The organism is Candidatus Poriferisodalis sp. (assembly GCF_965198245.1).
Taxonomy (GTDB): Bacteria; Actinomycetota; Acidimicrobiia; order Acidimicrobiales; family Poriferisodalaceae; genus Poriferisodalis.
Genome location: NZ_OZ240249.1, coordinates 532,047 through 547,841, shown reverse-complemented (window position 1 = coordinate 547,841; position 15,795 = coordinate 532,047). Strand labels below are relative to the sequence as shown.

The 15,795-nt window shown below is 66.7% G+C and carries 14 protein-coding genes; 2 read left to right on the top strand and 12 right to left on the bottom strand.

Features of this window, described 5'->3' with window-relative positions:
- Window positions 1–23: 23 nt before the first annotated feature.
- The 5 genes from ACOCMM_RS02575 to ACOCMM_RS02555 form a co-directional block, all read right to left on the bottom strand.
- Window positions 24–1,310 carry an IS256 family transposase gene (locus ACOCMM_RS02575; protein ID WP_419551637.1) on the bottom strand — a complete coding sequence of 429 codons (1,287 nt, stop codon included), beginning with the start codon at window positions 1,308–1,310 and terminating at the stop codon, window positions 24–26.
- Window positions 1,311–1,370: 60 nt separating this feature from the next.
- Window positions 1,371–2,462 (bottom strand): hypothetical protein, encoded by a 1,092-nt coding sequence (locus ACOCMM_RS02570; RefSeq protein ID WP_419551636.1) that lies wholly within the window; start codon window positions 2,460–2,462, stop codon window positions 1,371–1,373.
- 344 nt (window positions 2,463–2,806) lie between these two features.
- Window positions 2,807–4,372, bottom strand: a complete 1,566-nt coding sequence (locus ACOCMM_RS02565; RefSeq protein WP_419551635.1) for a hypothetical protein — start codon at window positions 4,370–4,372, stop codon at window positions 2,807–2,809.
- Window positions 4,369–8,130, bottom strand: a complete 3,762-nt coding sequence (locus tag ACOCMM_RS02560; RefSeq protein ID WP_419551634.1) for a hypothetical protein — start codon at window positions 8,128–8,130, stop codon at window positions 4,369–4,371. The genes ACOCMM_RS02565 and ACOCMM_RS02560 overlap by 4 nt, the downstream gene beginning before the upstream one ends.
- Window positions 8,131–8,306: 176 nt before the next feature.
- The gene (locus ACOCMM_RS02555; RefSeq protein ID WP_419551633.1) at window positions 8,307–9,635 is read right to left on the bottom strand and encodes a 3-hydroxyacyl-CoA dehydrogenase family protein; all 1,329 of its coding nucleotides are present in this window, start codon (window positions 9,633–9,635) and stop codon (window positions 8,307–8,309) included.
- A gap of 234 nt (window positions 9,636–9,869) precedes the next feature.
- Here ACOCMM_RS02555 and ACOCMM_RS02550 point away from each other — a divergent pair, with 234 nt between their 5' ends.
- Window positions 9,870–11,048, top strand: a complete 1,179-nt coding sequence (locus tag ACOCMM_RS02550; RefSeq protein WP_419551632.1) for an ATP-binding protein — start codon at window positions 9,870–9,872, stop codon at window positions 11,046–11,048.
- Between the two features lie 31 nt (window positions 11,049–11,079).
- Here the strand turns inward: ACOCMM_RS02550 and ACOCMM_RS02545 are convergent, their stop codons facing one another.
- On the bottom strand, window positions 11,080–12,234 hold the full coding sequence (locus tag ACOCMM_RS02545; protein ID WP_419551631.1) for an acyl-CoA dehydrogenase family protein: 1,155 nt from the start codon (window positions 12,232–12,234) through the stop codon (window positions 11,080–11,082).
- Between the two features lie 87 nt (window positions 12,235–12,321).
- Here ACOCMM_RS02545 and ACOCMM_RS02540 point away from each other — a divergent pair, with 87 nt between their 5' ends.
- Window positions 12,322–13,023, top strand: a complete 702-nt coding sequence (locus ACOCMM_RS02540; RefSeq protein WP_419551630.1) for a PaaI family thioesterase — start codon at window positions 12,322–12,324, stop codon at window positions 13,021–13,023.
- A 32-nt stretch (window positions 13,024–13,055) separates the two neighbouring features.
- Here the strand turns inward: ACOCMM_RS02540 and ACOCMM_RS02535 are convergent, their stop codons facing one another.
- The 6 genes from ACOCMM_RS02535 to hpt all read right to left on the bottom strand — a co-directional run bounded on the left by ACOCMM_RS02535 (window position 13,056) and on the right by hpt (window position 15,760).
- Window positions 13,056–13,370, bottom strand: a complete 315-nt coding sequence (locus ACOCMM_RS02535) for a type II toxin-antitoxin system PemK/MazF family toxin (protein WP_419551629.1) — start codon at window positions 13,368–13,370, stop codon at window positions 13,056–13,058.
- Window positions 13,357–13,596 (bottom strand): hypothetical protein, encoded by a 240-nt coding sequence (locus tag ACOCMM_RS02530; RefSeq protein WP_419551628.1) that lies wholly within the window; start codon window positions 13,594–13,596, stop codon window positions 13,357–13,359. Before ACOCMM_RS02530 ends, ACOCMM_RS02535 begins: the two co-directional genes overlap by 14 nt.
- A 24-nt stretch (window positions 13,597–13,620) precedes the next feature.
- Entirely contained in the window at window positions 13,621–14,136 is a 516-nt protein-coding gene (gene folK / locus ACOCMM_RS02525; protein WP_419551627.1) for a 2-amino-4-hydroxy-6-hydroxymethyldihydropteridine diphosphokinase, read from the bottom strand.
- A gap of 27 nt (window positions 14,137–14,163) precedes the next feature.
- Window positions 14,164–14,601, bottom strand: a complete 438-nt coding sequence (folB, locus tag ACOCMM_RS02520; protein ID WP_419551626.1) for a dihydroneopterin aldolase — start codon at window positions 14,599–14,601, stop codon at window positions 14,164–14,166.
- A gap of 8 nt (window positions 14,602–14,609) precedes the next feature.
- Window positions 14,610–15,128 carry a hypothetical protein gene (locus ACOCMM_RS02515; RefSeq protein WP_419551625.1) on the bottom strand — a complete coding sequence of 173 codons (519 nt, stop codon included), beginning with the start codon at window positions 15,126–15,128 and terminating at the stop codon, window positions 14,610–14,612.
- An 80-nt stretch (window positions 15,129–15,208) separates the two neighbouring features.
- The gene (gene hpt / locus ACOCMM_RS02510; protein ID WP_419554807.1) at window positions 15,209–15,760 is read right to left on the bottom strand and encodes a hypoxanthine phosphoribosyltransferase; all 552 of its coding nucleotides are present in this window, start codon (window positions 15,758–15,760) and stop codon (window positions 15,209–15,211) included.
- Between the last annotated feature and the right edge of the window lie 35 nt (window positions 15,761–15,795).

The following is a 15,795-nucleotide window of genomic DNA, read 5'->3' as shown; positions in this document are numbered from 1 at the left end:
AGCGGGCCGGTCGGTTGGTCATTTTAGGTGAGCGGGAGTCGTCCTGGGTAGCGGACGGCGAGCTGGTTCAAGCAGCGTTTCCATCCGATGGTTCCTGTTCCTTGTGGTCCTCCTCTGTTGGTGGTGATGTTCCTCACGGCGAGGTAGAGCAGTTTGAGGGCGGCTTGCTCGTTGGGGAAGTGCCCTCGGTTCTTGGTGACCTTTCTGAGCTGGCGGTTGATGGACTCGATCATGTTGGTGGTGTAGATGACCCGGCGGGCTTCTGGGGGGTAGTCCAGGAACGGGATGAACTGTTCCCAGCTCGACCGCCACAGGCTGACCACGGCGGGGTATCTGGCGCCGATGCCGGCTTCGAACTCATCGAGCGCCGCCTCGGCGGCTTGGGCGTCGACGGCGGCGTACACGGGCCGCAGTTCCTTGGCGACTTGTTTGCGGTCGTTCCAGGTGACGTAGCGGTGCGAGGCTCGAAGCAGGTGCACCACGCAGGTCTGCACGGTGGCCGCGGGCCAGGTCGCCTCGATCGCGTCGGGGAGGCCTCGCAGGCCGTCGCAGCACACGATCAGCACGTCTTGGACGCCTCGGTTGCGCAGCTCGGTGAGCACCCCCAGCCAGTACTTGGCGCCCTCGCCGTCGCTGTCGCCGATCCAGATGCCCAGCACATGCTTGCGGCCGTCGAGATCGACGCCCACGGCGAGATAGGCGGGCCGGTTGGCGACGTGGCCGTCGCGGATCTTCACGTTCAGCGCGTCGATGAAGATGATCGGATAGACAGCATCGAGGGGCCGGCTGCGCCACGCCTCGAGCTCGTCGAGCACCCCGTCGGTGACACGGCTGATCAGGTCATGTGACACCTCCACGCCGTAGATCTCGGCCAGATGGGCCGCCACGTCGCGCACGGTCATGCCCCTGGCGTACAAGGCGATGATCTTGTCGTCGAACCCTTCCAGGCGCGATGTTCCCTTGGGCACGATCCGAGGCTCAAAGGAGCCGTTGCGGTCCCGGGGAGCGTCCACGTCCACGGTGCCGACGCCGGTGTGCACCCGCTTGGGCGTGACGCCGTTGCGCGAGTTGCCCGACCCCGCTCCCGCAGGGTCGCCCTTCTCATAGCCCAGATGATCGGTCAGCTCCTCCGCGAGCGCCCGCTCGAGCACCGCCTTGGTGAGCTGGGTCAAAAGCCCGTCCGCGCCCAGCAGCTCGGCGCCCTCGGCGCGGACGCGTTCCATCACCGCGTCCAGCGCCCCCTCAGGCACCAGCGGCGTCGTGTCCGCCGCCGGCCTCGCCGGCAGCCTCTCTCGATAATTCTCAGTCATTGCGGTCCTTCCTGTCGCCTCGGCATCCATCACCGACACGACACTCTCAGACCAACCCCCTTACACAGAGGATCTGACACTCTCCACGTCACTGCCGTACCGATGGAATGCCCGTGACAGGTCCGCGTGCCACGACATCTCAGCCAAAACGCTGAGTTCGATCAAATCGGGATCGGTCGGGCCGTCCCAGCCATGAATCTCGAACGGGGCGATCTCGCCAGGCTGAACCGACAAGGGCCACACGAACTCACGCCCCCCAGCTGACACCGTCAAGCCATACGCCCACAGATGCCGGGACCAGTTCCGCATCAGGCCACGCAGCACTCCGTCGCGCACCGCGATCGTCTCTACCAGCACTCGGACTTCGTCGAGCGGGGCGTCCCACGGCGCAAACCAGATCCCCCCGAGCCGCTCGGGATGAGCATGGTCGCTGCTCAAGAAGCCCATCTCAGCCGCGTCGTAGGGCAGCAACCTGCTGCGCTCAGCTTCACGCTCCAGTTCCCGCAGCCATTCCTCTGCTCTCGAGCGGTCCCGGAAATACCTGCCTTCGATTCCGTAATAGTCCACTCCCTCGGCTTCCGCCAAGTAGCGCCTCCATGTGCAGTCCGTCACGGCCTCCTCCAGCGGTCTGCGCGTCCACGCGGAGTATCGAAAATACGGCATGACCGCACTCGGACCGCCAGCCTGCCAAACCACCAACAGGTCCAGGCGTTCGCATCGGTCCGTCAGCCGATAGGTGTTGCCGACGGGTTGAAGTGCGTACCCCGGCGACGATGTTGCCATCAGCGGGCCGGGACGGTCGCCGCGCTCCAGACGGCGCTGTAGACCCGTCGGAGGCGGGCTTGCCCCCAGCCATGTATCGGGTTCGCCGAACGGTCCCGCTGCGTCGGCGGTGCGACTCGGCACAAGCTGCATATGCCGTTGGGTGTCGTCAGGGCCGGCGTACTGAGTGGCGGCATCTCCTGTGTGCAGTGCCGCGTTCGCGGTGCTGCTCGTCGTGTCGCCGGCTAAGAGCGACGGTAGCGAATGGGGGGCTGCATCGGCAGACGGGGCCAGCGGCGTGGTACTGCACCCCACCATGAGCGCCAGCAAACAGAAGGCCGCCAAAGGGGGAGTCCGCCAATACCTCTCAGTGCCGACCTCAGCTTCCATCTTGGGCACCCATTAGAGAAGCGAAGCGGGCGTCGCTGACGCTCACCCAATCGCATGAGCCCCCACCGTCGATCACCCATTCAGGCTCGTCACAGATCTGCACTTCCATCACTGCGCCGCTGTACGCGGCGGTGGACCATGTGTTCGCCTGTCGGCGAGCGTTCGCTCTCAGGGGCACGGCTTTGTAACGCGTCGAGTCGACCGAGTCAGCGGTTCCGTTGAGAATTCGGTCGGGGAACGCCGCGAACCGTATGTGGTCGCCTCCACCGTGTAATCGCCCGGCCCCAACTCCACGCCAGTGATCCACCGCAACCGCGCCCGAATCGTCGTCCTCGACCACAGAGTCACCGCATGCTGTCGTCGAGCTGGGGATGCGAAGCGCCGATCCACACGATGAACCCCCCGAGATGGCCGACATAGCGACGGAAATCGCCGGTGAGCGGGTCGTAGTCGTGAAACCAATCGACCAGCTTTGCTTCGGACAAGTTGTCGGGAAGGGTCTCGGGCAGTTCCTCGAACGCCCAGAACATGAGTTCGACCCTGTCAGGTTCGCCGTCGCGAAGCTCGGTCACGTCCGTGAAGCTCAATTCGACCGGTTCTGAGTCTGGGTCAGAGCGTGGTACCAGCCGAGAGTGACCCACCCAAGCGGGACCCACTTCGAGCACGCGGCCGTCCCCGTCGAGCATCGCGCCGTAGCCGCGCAAGTCCCGCACCGACAGCGTCTCGATGTCATCGGCGAGGCCGGGGTGAGAATCGGGAACGATCAACGGAACACCCAATTGCCACCCGAACGCGCCCACCGACACCCTGCCGGCCTCCGCGTCGGTCCACACATCGGCATAGCGGTCCCAGCCCTCCCCGTCCACCTCGAAACGGTGCTGCGGGTAGCTGCTGTAGGACTCCGAATAGCTGTAGTCACCGAACGCCCTCGACGGGTCTGCATGCCACGACATGTCAGCATCGACCCCGAGACCCATCAGCTCGGGGTCCATGGGACCGTCCCAGCCGCGAATCTCGAACGGCGCGACCTCGCCTGGCTGGACCGACAACGGCCAGCCGAATTCACGCTCCCCAGCGGTGACGGTCACCTCATATGCCCACATCTGCCGTGACCAGTTCCGAACCAGGCCCCGCAGCACTCCGTCGCGCACCAGCACCGACCCCGGCACCACCCGCACCTCATCCAGCGGTGCGTCCGCAGGTGCAAACCTGAGCGTCAGCCAACCCGTTTCGCCCCGCTCACTCGCAGCGAACCCCAGCGGCTTCGCGATCTCGACCAAGTCGGCACCGCCGCGTGCACGCTCGTGCGCATCCCGGTGGGCCAATACCCATTGCTCGGCGTCCCGACGCCAACGGAAGTAGCGCTCTGCGTACTGCATCCAAGGCCCACTGGCGACGCCGAAGAACCGCTTGTCCGAGCAACCTTTGTGCTTACGCTGCGCTGCACTGAAACCAATCCGGCGGCCCAGCGATCCGTAGTCGCCGCCGCGTCGAAACGACGCCTCGGTCCGACCGCACATGTCGTACACGCGAAAATGCCCCACGATCCCGCCGGGAACGAGCAGAAACGGCCCCGGCAGGTCCCTTGGACCCAGCGCTCTCTGCAGCCCCACAGGCTCGGGACCCGAACCCATCCACAGATCCGCTTCGCCGAACGGGCTGTTCGACATGGCACTGCGCGAGGGCATCGCTGTTGGTGAGCTCGAGACCACAGCAGAGGGTTCGACCTCAGAATGGATGCCGTCGGGTTCCTCGGCCACGGCCTCGGTCGTCGTCGCCGGGGCCGTGACTGCCGGCTCGGACGCGAGGAACTGCACGGGGTCGCTGTCGACAGTCCCGCTGCAGCCCACCGCGAACGAGCACAGCAACCATGCTGCTCGGGACCGGCGCAGCGCACAACGAGTCCTCATGGCGAGTCCACGCCCATCGTCTCGGGAAACTGCCCATCGTCCACGCTGTGCCAATCGCATCGCCTGTCGACCGACGTCACCCACTCGGTCTCCTCGCACACCTCGATCTCCAAGGTTGCCGACAGCGGCGTTGTCGTCGTCCCTTGGTTGTAGGTGCCAGACGACCACACACCCTGCACCCAGCGCACGTTGCTCGCCTTGGGCACGGACTTGTATCGCGTCGAGAATGATCCCGACTCGAACATCTCCAGGATCTCGCCGGGGAACACCGCAAACCTCTTCTGGCTGGTCTCGGGGCCATAGGTGAACGAGATGAACGGTGCAGCCAGCGGACTCGTCGCGCCCACGATGTTGGTCGGGGCCCAATTGCTCAGCCATCCCTCATGACCACCACGAGTCGGGTCATGGAAGAAACACGGGACCGGCTCCGCGGCGCGGGCGACATCCCAACGGCACCGGTGCGACGTGATACCGCCCGACGTGCTGTAGTCGTCCCGATTCTCGCTGACCGTCACATAGAGGTCGTCGCTGCTGTCCAGATAGATGAGACCCGAACTCGCGTAGCAGCCCCCGCTCTGGCACCCGTACCACGTATTGGACTCGAACAGCATCTGCATCTCCGCGTCCCCGCCTGAAAGGTCGCAGTATTTCCCTGCCATCATCTCGGCGATGGCCTCGCCACCGGAGTCCTCTTCGTCGTCATCAGGACCGAGACCAGTCTGCGAGCGCTCGCCGTGATTCAGATGCGGCCACGAGCCCTGGTCGTCGATCTGCCACCAGCCCACGCCGGGATGAAAGAATGCCCGTTTCGGAGTGCTGTTCCGTGCGCCGTCGGAGTACATGAAATCTGAGGTGGTGTCGCCACGAGACAACGCCATTGCCGACCTTGCCGGAGTGCGGGGCCGAAAGATGTGTCTGCTCTGCGAGTTCTCTTCGGTCTTGCGGATCTCGTGATGGCCGACCGACAGCAGGTACGCGGCGAGCTTGTTCACGGTCAACCCGCAAGTGAGCCGATCCGCGCGTGCGTTCAATGCCGCTCGAGCGGACTCGAGGATGCCGTTCAGCACACCCGGCGCCACTTCGTACCGGTAATCAGTGCCCCACGGTCCCGTGTCAGTTTCGGGCGCCGCGTCGGTGGTGCCGGCTTGGATGCAGAGCACGCTGTTGTGGGTGCTGGCCGCGAGGCTGGGGCCGCCGGGCAGCACCGGCGCGGTCGGGCAGGCGGCTGTGAGGCTGATGGGGATCTGTCGTTCGCGTGCGCCGCTGTTGCTCGTGATGCGGATGGTGATGTGGTGGTCGTGGACGAGGCGAGGGGTGAGGGTGACGGTCGCGGTGCCATAGGCGGCGTGCCGGGCGGTCGTGACGGTGAGCCCGAACTCCTCAGCCGCCGCAGTCTTCACCGCGATCTTGGCGTCGGCGGGCCAGTAGTCGAAGCTGACGGTCTTGGGCGCGTCGACGGTGGCGGTGTGGGATTCGGTCAGGCCGGCGGCGGTGACTTCGGCGGTGAGGGTGTAGCTGCCGGTATCGCCGATCCCGTACGTGGTCGCCTCCGCGACATAGTCGCCTGCGGGCAGCAGCAGCGGCCCAATGCGCGAGTCGTAGTAGTGCCCGTTGGGGTCGCGGGCGTCGTCGTTGCGGATCGGCCGGTCCAGGCTGTCGCCTGAGAGCACCAGGTAGGTGTCCAGCCTCGGCCGCTCGGCCGGATCGGAGTGCAGGTCGACGGTGACCCATCCGGGCGCGTCGAGGGTGAAGGTGTGCCGGCGGGCGTAATAGGTGCCCGAGCTCGACGAGCGCAAGCTCGACGTGCACCCGGTGTCGTTGGTGATCGAGCCGGTGTGGGAATCGGCGCCGGGCTCGCCGGGGCTCAACGCGGTGCTGCACCGGTCGGCAGGCTCGGGCGCGGGGCACGACCCGCCCCCAGAGCCCGGCGGCCCCGACGTGGCGCTGCGCGTCGTCGCGCCGCCCGAGGCGCCGCCGCTGGGACACGCCGGCGCGGCGACGGGCGGCGTGGCGGGCGGGGTCGTGGTGGGCGGGGGGGTCGTTGTGTCGGTGTTTGTGGGTGTGGGGTGGGCGGTGAATCGTGCGGCGGCGAGGTCGCGGTTGGTGTGGTGGTTGCAGATGACGATGACCCATACGGTGGTGCCGGCGGCCACGTCGAGGGTGACGGTGCGCGACGCGCCTGTGGCGGGTGCGACCTGGGGGGTGCCTGGGGTGGCTTGGGCGCTGCATCGCGCTGCGGTGGGGGTGACGGTGAACGTGTCGGACACTTCGGCGCTGGTCGAGTCTGTGTCGGGGGTCGCAGCGGCGTGGTCGAGGCCGTCGATCTCGACGTCGGGGACGGGCGCGGCGTCGGCGGTGAACCGGGCGTCGGCGCTGGCGGTGCTGGTGCTTGTCATGCAGGTCACCGTGACCGTGACGGTGGTGCCGGCGGCCACGGTGTGGGTCACGGTGCGCGATGTGCCTGTGGCGGGTGCGATCGTGGCGCCGTCGGGCGTCGCAGAACAGGCGGCGCCGGCGGGCGTGACACTGAAGGTGTCGGACGCCGCTGCGGTGGCGGCGCCCGCGGCGGGGGTCGCCGACGCGTCGGCGAGGCCGCTGATGACCACCGCTGGGGGCGGGTCGGGGGCGTCTGCGATGGTGAGGGTCATGGTGAACGCGCCGTCCTGGCGGGGCGCCGCGGTGGTCGCCTCGACGGTGTAGCCGGCTGCGGCGAGGGTGACCGCTGACAGCAGCGCGTCGCCGCTGTGGGCGCCTGAGTTGTTGTCGTGGCGCGACAAGCTGCGGTCCGCGTTGGTGAGGTACACATAGGCGTCGGTGGACGAGGACACCCCCACCGTCGCGGTCGCCGCGCCGGCGACAGAGAACGTGTACCGCACCGCCCGGTAGGGCACCTGCGCGGAGCCCCGGTTGTCCGAGGTGCACCCCGCGGCCCATGTCCCGCTGCGGGTCACCGTGCCCGCCCCCAGCGCCCCCAGCGCCACCGAGCACCCCCCGCCGCCGCCGTCGTCTGCGTCGTCGTCGGGGCACGGGTTGGCCTCGTGGGTGCCGTCAGCACGGTGGGTGCGGCAGTCGCCGTTCGCCTCGGTGTGGTCCAGATGGCACCACGAGCCGCTGTAGGTGTGCTCGTGGCGTCCCGACACGCACGCGTCGTCGTCATCGTCGTCGTCTGCGCTGTCGTCGGGGCACGGGTTGGCCTCGTGGGTGCCGTCGTCGCGGTGGGTGCGGCAGTCGCCGTTCGCGGCGGTGTGATCGGGATGGCACCACGAGCCGCTGTAGGTGTGGCGGTGGAGGCCCGACACGCACGCATCGCTGCCGCTGCTGGCGCCGCCGCAGCTTCGCGCGCGGGTGTAGCGGTCGTGGTAGTAGTGGTCGCCGTCGCCGCAATGGCTGCGGTCGGCGTGGTTCGCGTGCCAGTAGCCGTGCGGCGCAGAATGCTGCCCGCTGCGGTCGATCGGGGTCAGGCTCTCAGGATCCGACACTCCCCCATTCGACGGCGGCGCCGTCGTCGGCGTCGTCGGCGTCGTGGACCGCACCCCGCAGAAATGGCCGTGGCCGCTGTTCGCGCCCTCCGCCTCGCCGTAGCTGAACGCACCCGACCCGTAGCGATCCACGCAGTCATGGGCCTGCGCCGACGATCCCCCCAACAGGCCCTCCGCCAGCCACCACGCCCCCACCAGCACAGCCCCGGCCAGCACAAGACGCACCCACAGCCGCCACGCCTCGCCCCGCCGCGGCGCCCCCGACCCCGACACACCCATGAGCACAGCACATCAGACAATGAGACACACTGCAACACAGACCCCCGAGCCCAGGACTCCCACAAGCCCACCACACAGCCCCGCCCACACGAGCACCCCCGCCGCAGCGACACAGCACACACCGCACCGCAATGGCAGCCCGCCGTTACCGCTGAACGCGGGCCGTCCCCAACGACTCAGCCGTCGGCAGGAGCGCCAGCCACCGGTGCAACAGTGCCGTCAGGCATCAGCTGCTGGCGGGCGCCATCGGCGGCCTGGCTGTAAAAGGTCGACCGGCCGGACGCCTCGAGCGTGGCGAGCATGGCCGGCAGCGGAGCGCCGACACCGTGCAGGAAGTCGATGACCCGGGCGGGTCCGAGGTGGTCGAGCATCTCGAACGGTCCGTGCACCCAGTTGAAGCCCCAGCGGATCGCGTTGTCGATGTTGGCAATGTCGTCAGCGATCTCGGGCACCAGGTCTGCCGCGTACGCCAGCGTGCCGCCGAAGATGTGCCGAGCCAGCTCGCCCTGCGGCGAATCGGCGAACAGCACCTCGCCAAGCTCGGCGGGAACGCCTTCGAGATCGGGTTCGGTGGCCGCTCGCCACTCGCCGGTCACGAGATCGAACGTCTCGGTCTTGCGGGTGCCGTCGTCAAGTCTCAGGCGCCGACTGAAGCCGCCGCCGGTCTTGCGCCCGAGCTGGCCACGGGCGACCATCGCCTGCTCCGCAGCGGGGAACTGGGCGAATTCGAGTCCCCGGTCGCCCGGCGGCAGGTTCTGGGCCAGGTTGGCGCCGACCAACTCCATCACGTCGAGGCCGATGAGGTCGATGAGCCCGTACAGGCCTGTGGGGGGCAAGCCCACCGGTGCGCCCAGCACTGCGTCGATGGTCTCGGGGGTCATGCCGTCGGCGAGGAACGGCTTGGCCTGATGCAAGCCGGACAGCATGAAGTAGCAGCCGATGCGATTGCCGATGAAGTTGACGGTGTCCTTGGCATGCACGACGCCCTTGCCGAGCCGCTCAGCCCCAAAGCGTGCGAACGCCTCGATGACCTCGGGCTCGGTGTCGGAGCCGGGCACCAGTTCGAACAGCTTCATCACCTGCACGGGGTTGAAGAAGTGCGTGATGGCCACGTCGCGCCGGAATCGCTCGCTCATGCCCTCGCTGATCTGCCGCAAGGGGATGCCCGACGTGTTCGATGAGATGACCGAGCCGTCGCTGCGGGCGGCTTCGAGGCGCTCGAACAGCTCACGTTTGGTGGCGAGGTCCTCGATGACGGCCTCGCACACCCAGTCGTAGCCGGCGATGTCGTCGAGGCGGTCGTCGACCGAGCCGATGCTGACGAGTTCCTGGAAGTCGGCGTCGACCGAGTCGCACGCTCGCTGCGCCGCGGCCTCGTCGACGTCGAGCAGCAGCACGCGGCAGCCGGCCTTTGCCGACACGGCCGCAATGCCGGCGCCCATCGTGCCCGCCCCGATGATCGCGACTGAGTTGATGCGCCTCGCAGGCCCAGTTCCGTCGTCCATGTCCTGCTCCTGTGCGGTCAGCGTTCAGTGAGTCTGGCAGGCACTGTGAATCGAACGGCCCCTGCATCTGGACGCTGTCTCGAGACGGTCCCCAGTTTCAGACTGTCCCGCAGAAAAAAACTATCCCGCAGAAACATACTGATTTCACTACGCTCTTGTCGACGTTCAGTCTGGCCGCAACGCGAACAACCGTCAGCATCGCGGCATCATCCACCCCCAAGAAATGTGAGTGCCATGGTTCGACCGGCTAACCCGTTCTCCCCATCATTCGGCATCAGCCCGCCTGTGCTCGCCGGGCGGCGTACGCCGCTGAGCGACTTCGAGACCATATTTGGAAATGTGCGCAGCCCCAGCTACGCCACGCTGTTGTGGGGCCTGCGGGGAACCGGCAAGACCGTGCTGCTGAATGCCTTCGAGGACCGTTCTGCTGCTCACGGCTGGTTGAGCATTGCTGTTGCCGCTGCGACGCCGATGGGGCTGCTGAACGACATTGCAATCAAGGCAATCCGCCAACTCGAAGCGTTCGAGGCTGAACATGGCAGCCCGCCGGCCCGAGTCGTCAGCGGAGTATCGCTCGGCATGATCGGCATCCAGACCGAATCTGCAGTCACGCCCGAGCCGGTTCCCCAAGGACACCACGACCTCGAGACGGTGCTCTCGAGACTGGGAGATGTCCTGGCCGAACAGGGCACGGGACTGCTGATCACCATCGACGAGCTGCATGTCGCTGAGGTTGACGAGATCAAGCAGTTCGGAAGCATCTTTCAGCTCGTGTCCCGCCGCGCCGAGCGACCGATCGCATTCGCTGGCGCAGCGTTGCCCGAGTTGGAACGGCGGCTGCTGTCAGGGCCTTCCGGCACCTTCCTACAACGCTGCCATCGTCACGAAATCGGCAATCTGACGATGCCAGAAACAGAGGTCGCGCTCCTGGATCCGATCGTGAGTGCCGGTGCGCGCATCGACGCCAACTCGCTGCGGACCGTCGTCGACGCCTCGAATGGGCAGCCGTACCTCGTCCAGCTCATCGGTGCCAGCCTGTGGGACGAGTCCGAGGATCCGGTGGCCGGCATACGCGCTGACGAAGCCGAGCGGGCAGTCGCTAACGCAAGGAGCCTGTACGGCCAACATGTTCACGCTCCGGTTTGGCACCGGCTCTCAGACCTCGACAAGCGGTTCCTCATTGCCATGCTCGAAGACCGGGGATCGTCCACCATCGCGGACATCGGCACGCGCTGGCAGCACGACAGCCGGAGCTTGAGCAGGTATCGCCAGAGGCTGCTCTCCGCAGGGCTCATCCGGTCGGTCGGGCATGGCAGGGTCGCCTTCGTGGACGACGCTGCACGTGCCTTTGTGAGTCTGCAAGCGCTGGCAGAAGGGTGGATCGAGCAAGTCCAATCAGGCGCCGACCGCTGAGTCTGGCCGGACACCGCCTTCTGCCTGCTGCCTATCGGGTGCCGGTGACTTCGCGGCCGATGATCTCTTTCATGATCTCGGTGGTGCCGCCGTAGATGGTCTGCACCCGGGCATCGGCGTACGCCTTGGAGATGGGGTATTCGGACATGAAGCCGTAGCCGCCGAACAGCTGCAGGCAGCGAGTGATGAGCTTCAGCTGCATCTCGGTGACCCACCACTTGGCCTCTGCGGCGTCGGTCGCCGTCAGCTCGCCCTCGTTGAGGGCCTCGATCTGGCGGTCCACGAACACCCAGGCGATATCGAGCTCAGTCTTCATCTCGGCGAGCTCGAAGCGGGTGTTCTGGAACGAGGCGATGCTCTGGCCGAAAGCCTGCCGTTCTCGCACGTACTCGACAGTCCAGTCGAATGCGGCCTGCGCGTGTGCCACGCCAGTCACCGCGATGGACAGCCGCTCCTGGGGCAGGTTGCGCACCAGACTCGTGAAGCCGTTGCCCTCGCCGCCGAGAAGGTTTTCTTCGGGCACGAACACGTCGTCGAAGAAGAGCTCGGCGGTGTCCTGAGACTTCAAGCCCAGCTTGTCGAGATTGCGCCCCCGCTCGAATCCCTCCATGCCCTCGGAGAGCACGATCAGCGACATGCCCCGGTGCTTCTCGCTGGGATCGGTCTTCGCCGCCACGATGACGAGGTCGGAGTTGATGCCGTTGGTGATGAACGTCTTCGAGCCATTCACGACGTACCCGTCACCGGAGCGGATTGCCGTCGTGCTCATCGAGGCCAGATCCGAGCCGATGCCCGGCTCGGTCATCGCAATGGCGCTCATCAGCTCACCGCTGCACAACCCCGGCATCCACCGCTCGGCCTGGGACTCATCGCACAGGTTGATGAAGTACGGCAGGCAGACGTCGTTGTGCAGCGTCATGCACATGCCCGAGCCAGCCACGCCGGCGGACATGATCTCCTCGTTGAGGATGGCGTTGTAGCGGAAGTCCGGCACTCCGCCGCCGCCGTAGCGCTCGTCGACGGCAGTGGCCAGCAGGCCCACGTCTCCGGCCTTGCGGAACATGGCCTTGTCGACCTTGCCGTCGGATTCCCACTTCTCGTGGTTGGGGACAATCTCGCGCTCGGCGAAGGCCCGTGCCGTTTCGCGGAACATTTCGTGCTCTTCTTCAAAGATGGTGCGCCGCATGCTCCGAGCGTATGCCCCGACGGCGATGCAGGCCACGGCACGGCGCGGCGGGCGTACATCGGGGCGGCACAGATAGCGTCTCGGCCCGTGACCCAGCAGGATTCGCGCAGCGATCCGGCCAGCACCGTCGGGCCTGGACATGACTGGAGCGCCGTCGAACGGGCAACCGCTGCGATGCGCCGGCTGAACCAGGCATTGGCGGGGAGGCGGGTCAAAGACGAGGTGCTCGACGAGGTCACAGCGGCTGTCACCGCTGCTGCTGACCGGCTGGAGCAGGGCACGCTGCGAGTGAAGCTCAACGACATGTTGAGCCGGCCATACCTCCGCGAGATCTACGAAGGCCAGTTCTTCCCGCTGCCGCTCGAGGTTGGCGACGAGATCGAGTTCGACCCCTTCTCCATCGGCGGAGGGCAGTTGCATCCGGCGTCGGTGGACGTCAGGTACTTCAAGGAATCTGACGATGCAGTCACCGGCCTAGCCGTTGTCGACCCCATGTTTGCGGGACCTCCCGAACGCACCCACGGCGGCGTGGTGGCGCTCATCATCGACGAGCTGATGGGCGCGCTGAACCGGATGCGGGGCCGCCAGGCCTATACCGGCCGGCTCACCGTCCACTACCGCGCCGCGACTCCGCTGGGCGAGCCGCTGCATCTGCGGGCGTGGATACATGACACCTCGGGACGCAAGATCATCCAGCACGCCGAGGTGCACGGCCCCGAGGGACTCTGCGTCAACGCCGAAGGCCTGTTCATCCTGCGCGCCGACGCACCCCCGGTCCCGAAGGCCTAGCTCAGCGGGTGAGGTAGGCCGTGAGTCTCAGGTCACAGGTCGAGCACGGTGCCGAGCGCTATGTCGATACCCCAGAGTTCTTCTTGTGTGAGGTGGCTGACGAGGTCTCCGAGCCGGCTGACATCGACTGCCCCGACATGCTCTACGAGCACGAGCGTGCGCTGTCGGTTGAGCTCCACGCCTGGACGGAACGAGGCCTGTCGTGCGCTTGTCGAAGTCGGCGCGACCAGGACAACCGACCGGGGCAAGAGTGCGTCCGACTGCACCACCACGCCGAACCGTTTTCCTTGCTGCTCGTGGCCGATGCCCTCGGGCAGGCGCAGTTCATAGACATCACCCCGGTGCACGCAAGTCTTCCATCAAGCTCGCGACGGCGGCCATCTCTGCTCGATCTACATCGTCGGCCTCTAAGGATGCAACTTCGGCAGCGAGCGCTTGCCGTTCGCGCAAGCGCTCCGCTTCGTGCACGATCGACGTGCGCACGGCCTCGGACTGCGTCAAGCCCTGGGCCTCGACCTGCCGCAGAGCCCGAAACGCCTCATTATCGAGTCTGACCGAGATCGCGTGTGGCATCGTCAAAATGTATCACAAATCGTACTACGAACATCCGGCTGGCGAGGCTGCGGCCAGGTCTCGCAGCCGGTCTGGGCCAGCGATGCGCTCGCAATCCTGGTCGGCCACGGCCGCCAACTCGCCGACGGTGACCATCTCGGGTGCGAGCTCCACCAACGGGTCGAGCACGAATCGGCGCTCCCGCAGGCGCGGGTGCGGGATCACCAGTTCGGGATCACGCAGGACGAGGTCGCCGAACAGCAGTACGTCGACGTCGAGCGTGCGCGGTCCCCAACGCTCCCGCCGCACGCGATGGGCAGCCGCTTCGAGAGCCTGGCACCGTGCAAGCAACTCATAGGGGCCCTCAGCCACGCGCAGCTCGGCCACGAGATTCAGGAACGACGGCTGTGATGGGCCGATCGGCGCGCTGCGATACACACCCGAACTGGCCACCAGCACGCCAGCGTCTGCCAAGGTCTCGAGCGCATCGGCCAGTTGCGCGGCGGGGTTGCCGATATTCGCGCCCATGCCCACGAACGCCCTCACAGCGACGTTGTTCATCGGCTCACGCCGGGTTGACTCATCGGCTCACGCCGGGCGGCGGCGGGTGATTCGCACAGCGGTCGTGGCCAGATCGGCCGCAACGGGCGGGCGGAGCTTGGTCACCGTGACCGTGGTTGCCGTCACAGCGTCGAGGCTGCACAGGTCCGCTGCAATCAACTCGGCCAGCCGTTCGAGCAGCTGGGGCGCTTCGGTGGCGCACAGCGCGACGATGCGATCGCATGCGCCGCCGTAGTCGATGGTGTCGGCCAGGTCGTCCGATGCACCCGCACGGCTCAGGTCGGCGTAGAGATCCACGTCGATGCTGAGCGGCTGCGGCGCGGTGCGCTCGTGGGCAAGCGCGCCAACCACGCACATCACCCGCAGTTCCCGCAGCTCAATGCGGTCGCCGTCAGGCGACGCATCATCGACACAGCGGTCGCCGTCAGGCGACGCATCAGACACAGCGGAGCTGGGTGCAGTCACGACCGAGTTCAGCCCTCGGCTTTCCGATCAGCGAGGATGCCCAACGCCACGTCAACGACGCGGCGCCCCTCGGGCCCGACACGCTGACCGAAGATCCGCTCGGTGATGGCCGTCGCCTGCGGACCGGTGGGCACCTTGCCTGACAGCAGCAGGTACGAGGCCATGAACCCGCAGACGTCCTCGCCGACCCGTTCCTTGTGCAGCACGACCCGCTTGCGTTCGCTGGCCAACCGCGCCAGATCGTCGTGGACTGCCTGCAGGTATTCGGCCATGTCGTCGAAAGCGGGCCACGGCCGGTGCAGATACCGCAGGCTCAGCTCGTCATAGTTGTGAAGGTTGTGCGGCGCAGCGATCAGCGAGACGACCATGTCGAACCCGTTGCGGCGCAGCCAGATGATCTCTTCCTGACGACGGACGCGCCTGTGACTGGCGCCATAGCCGCCGGGACGCTCGCAAACGGCGAGGCGCTCGGCGACGACCCAGTTGAAGTTGCGGGGCTGAATGCCCTCCGCCCACTTCCCTCTCATAGCTCGCCGTCCCTGCAAGCGTGTACGGAGCCGAATTTACCGGTGCCGAACCGGCGCTGCACGGCGAACGCGCAGGAGTTTCAGGCGTCTTCGGCGGCAGAAGCGTCGTACGCGCGAATTTCGGCCAAATTGCGGTATTTCTGAGCCAAATCCAACCCGTAGCCGATGACCCACACAGGCGGCAGGCGGAAGCCGATGTAGTCGACGAGGCCGTTCAAGCTGCCGTTGTGCTCGCGGGTCAGCAGTGAGCACACTGCCAGGCTGGCGGGGCTGCGAGCCAGCAGGCTGCGACGCAGGTACGACAGGGTGAGACCGCTCTCGACGATGTCCTCCACCAAGATCACGTCCCGCCCTGCGATGTCGATGTCGAGATCCTTGAGAATGCGAACAACCCCGCTGGAACGGGTGCTGCTGCCGTACGACGACACGGCCATGAAATCCATCTCGACCGCCAGGTCAATCGCGCGGCTGAGATCGGAGGCAAACATCACAGCGCCCTTGAGAACCGCCACCAGCAGCGGTTCACGGCCGGCGTAGTCGGTGGTGATCTGCGCGCCCAATTCGACGACCCGCTCGGCGATCTCGGGGCCAGAGACAAGTACCTCCCCGACAGCCGGATCGCCCGCGAGCATCGAGTCGAGGTCGCTTTGAGGCGACGGCGAAGCCT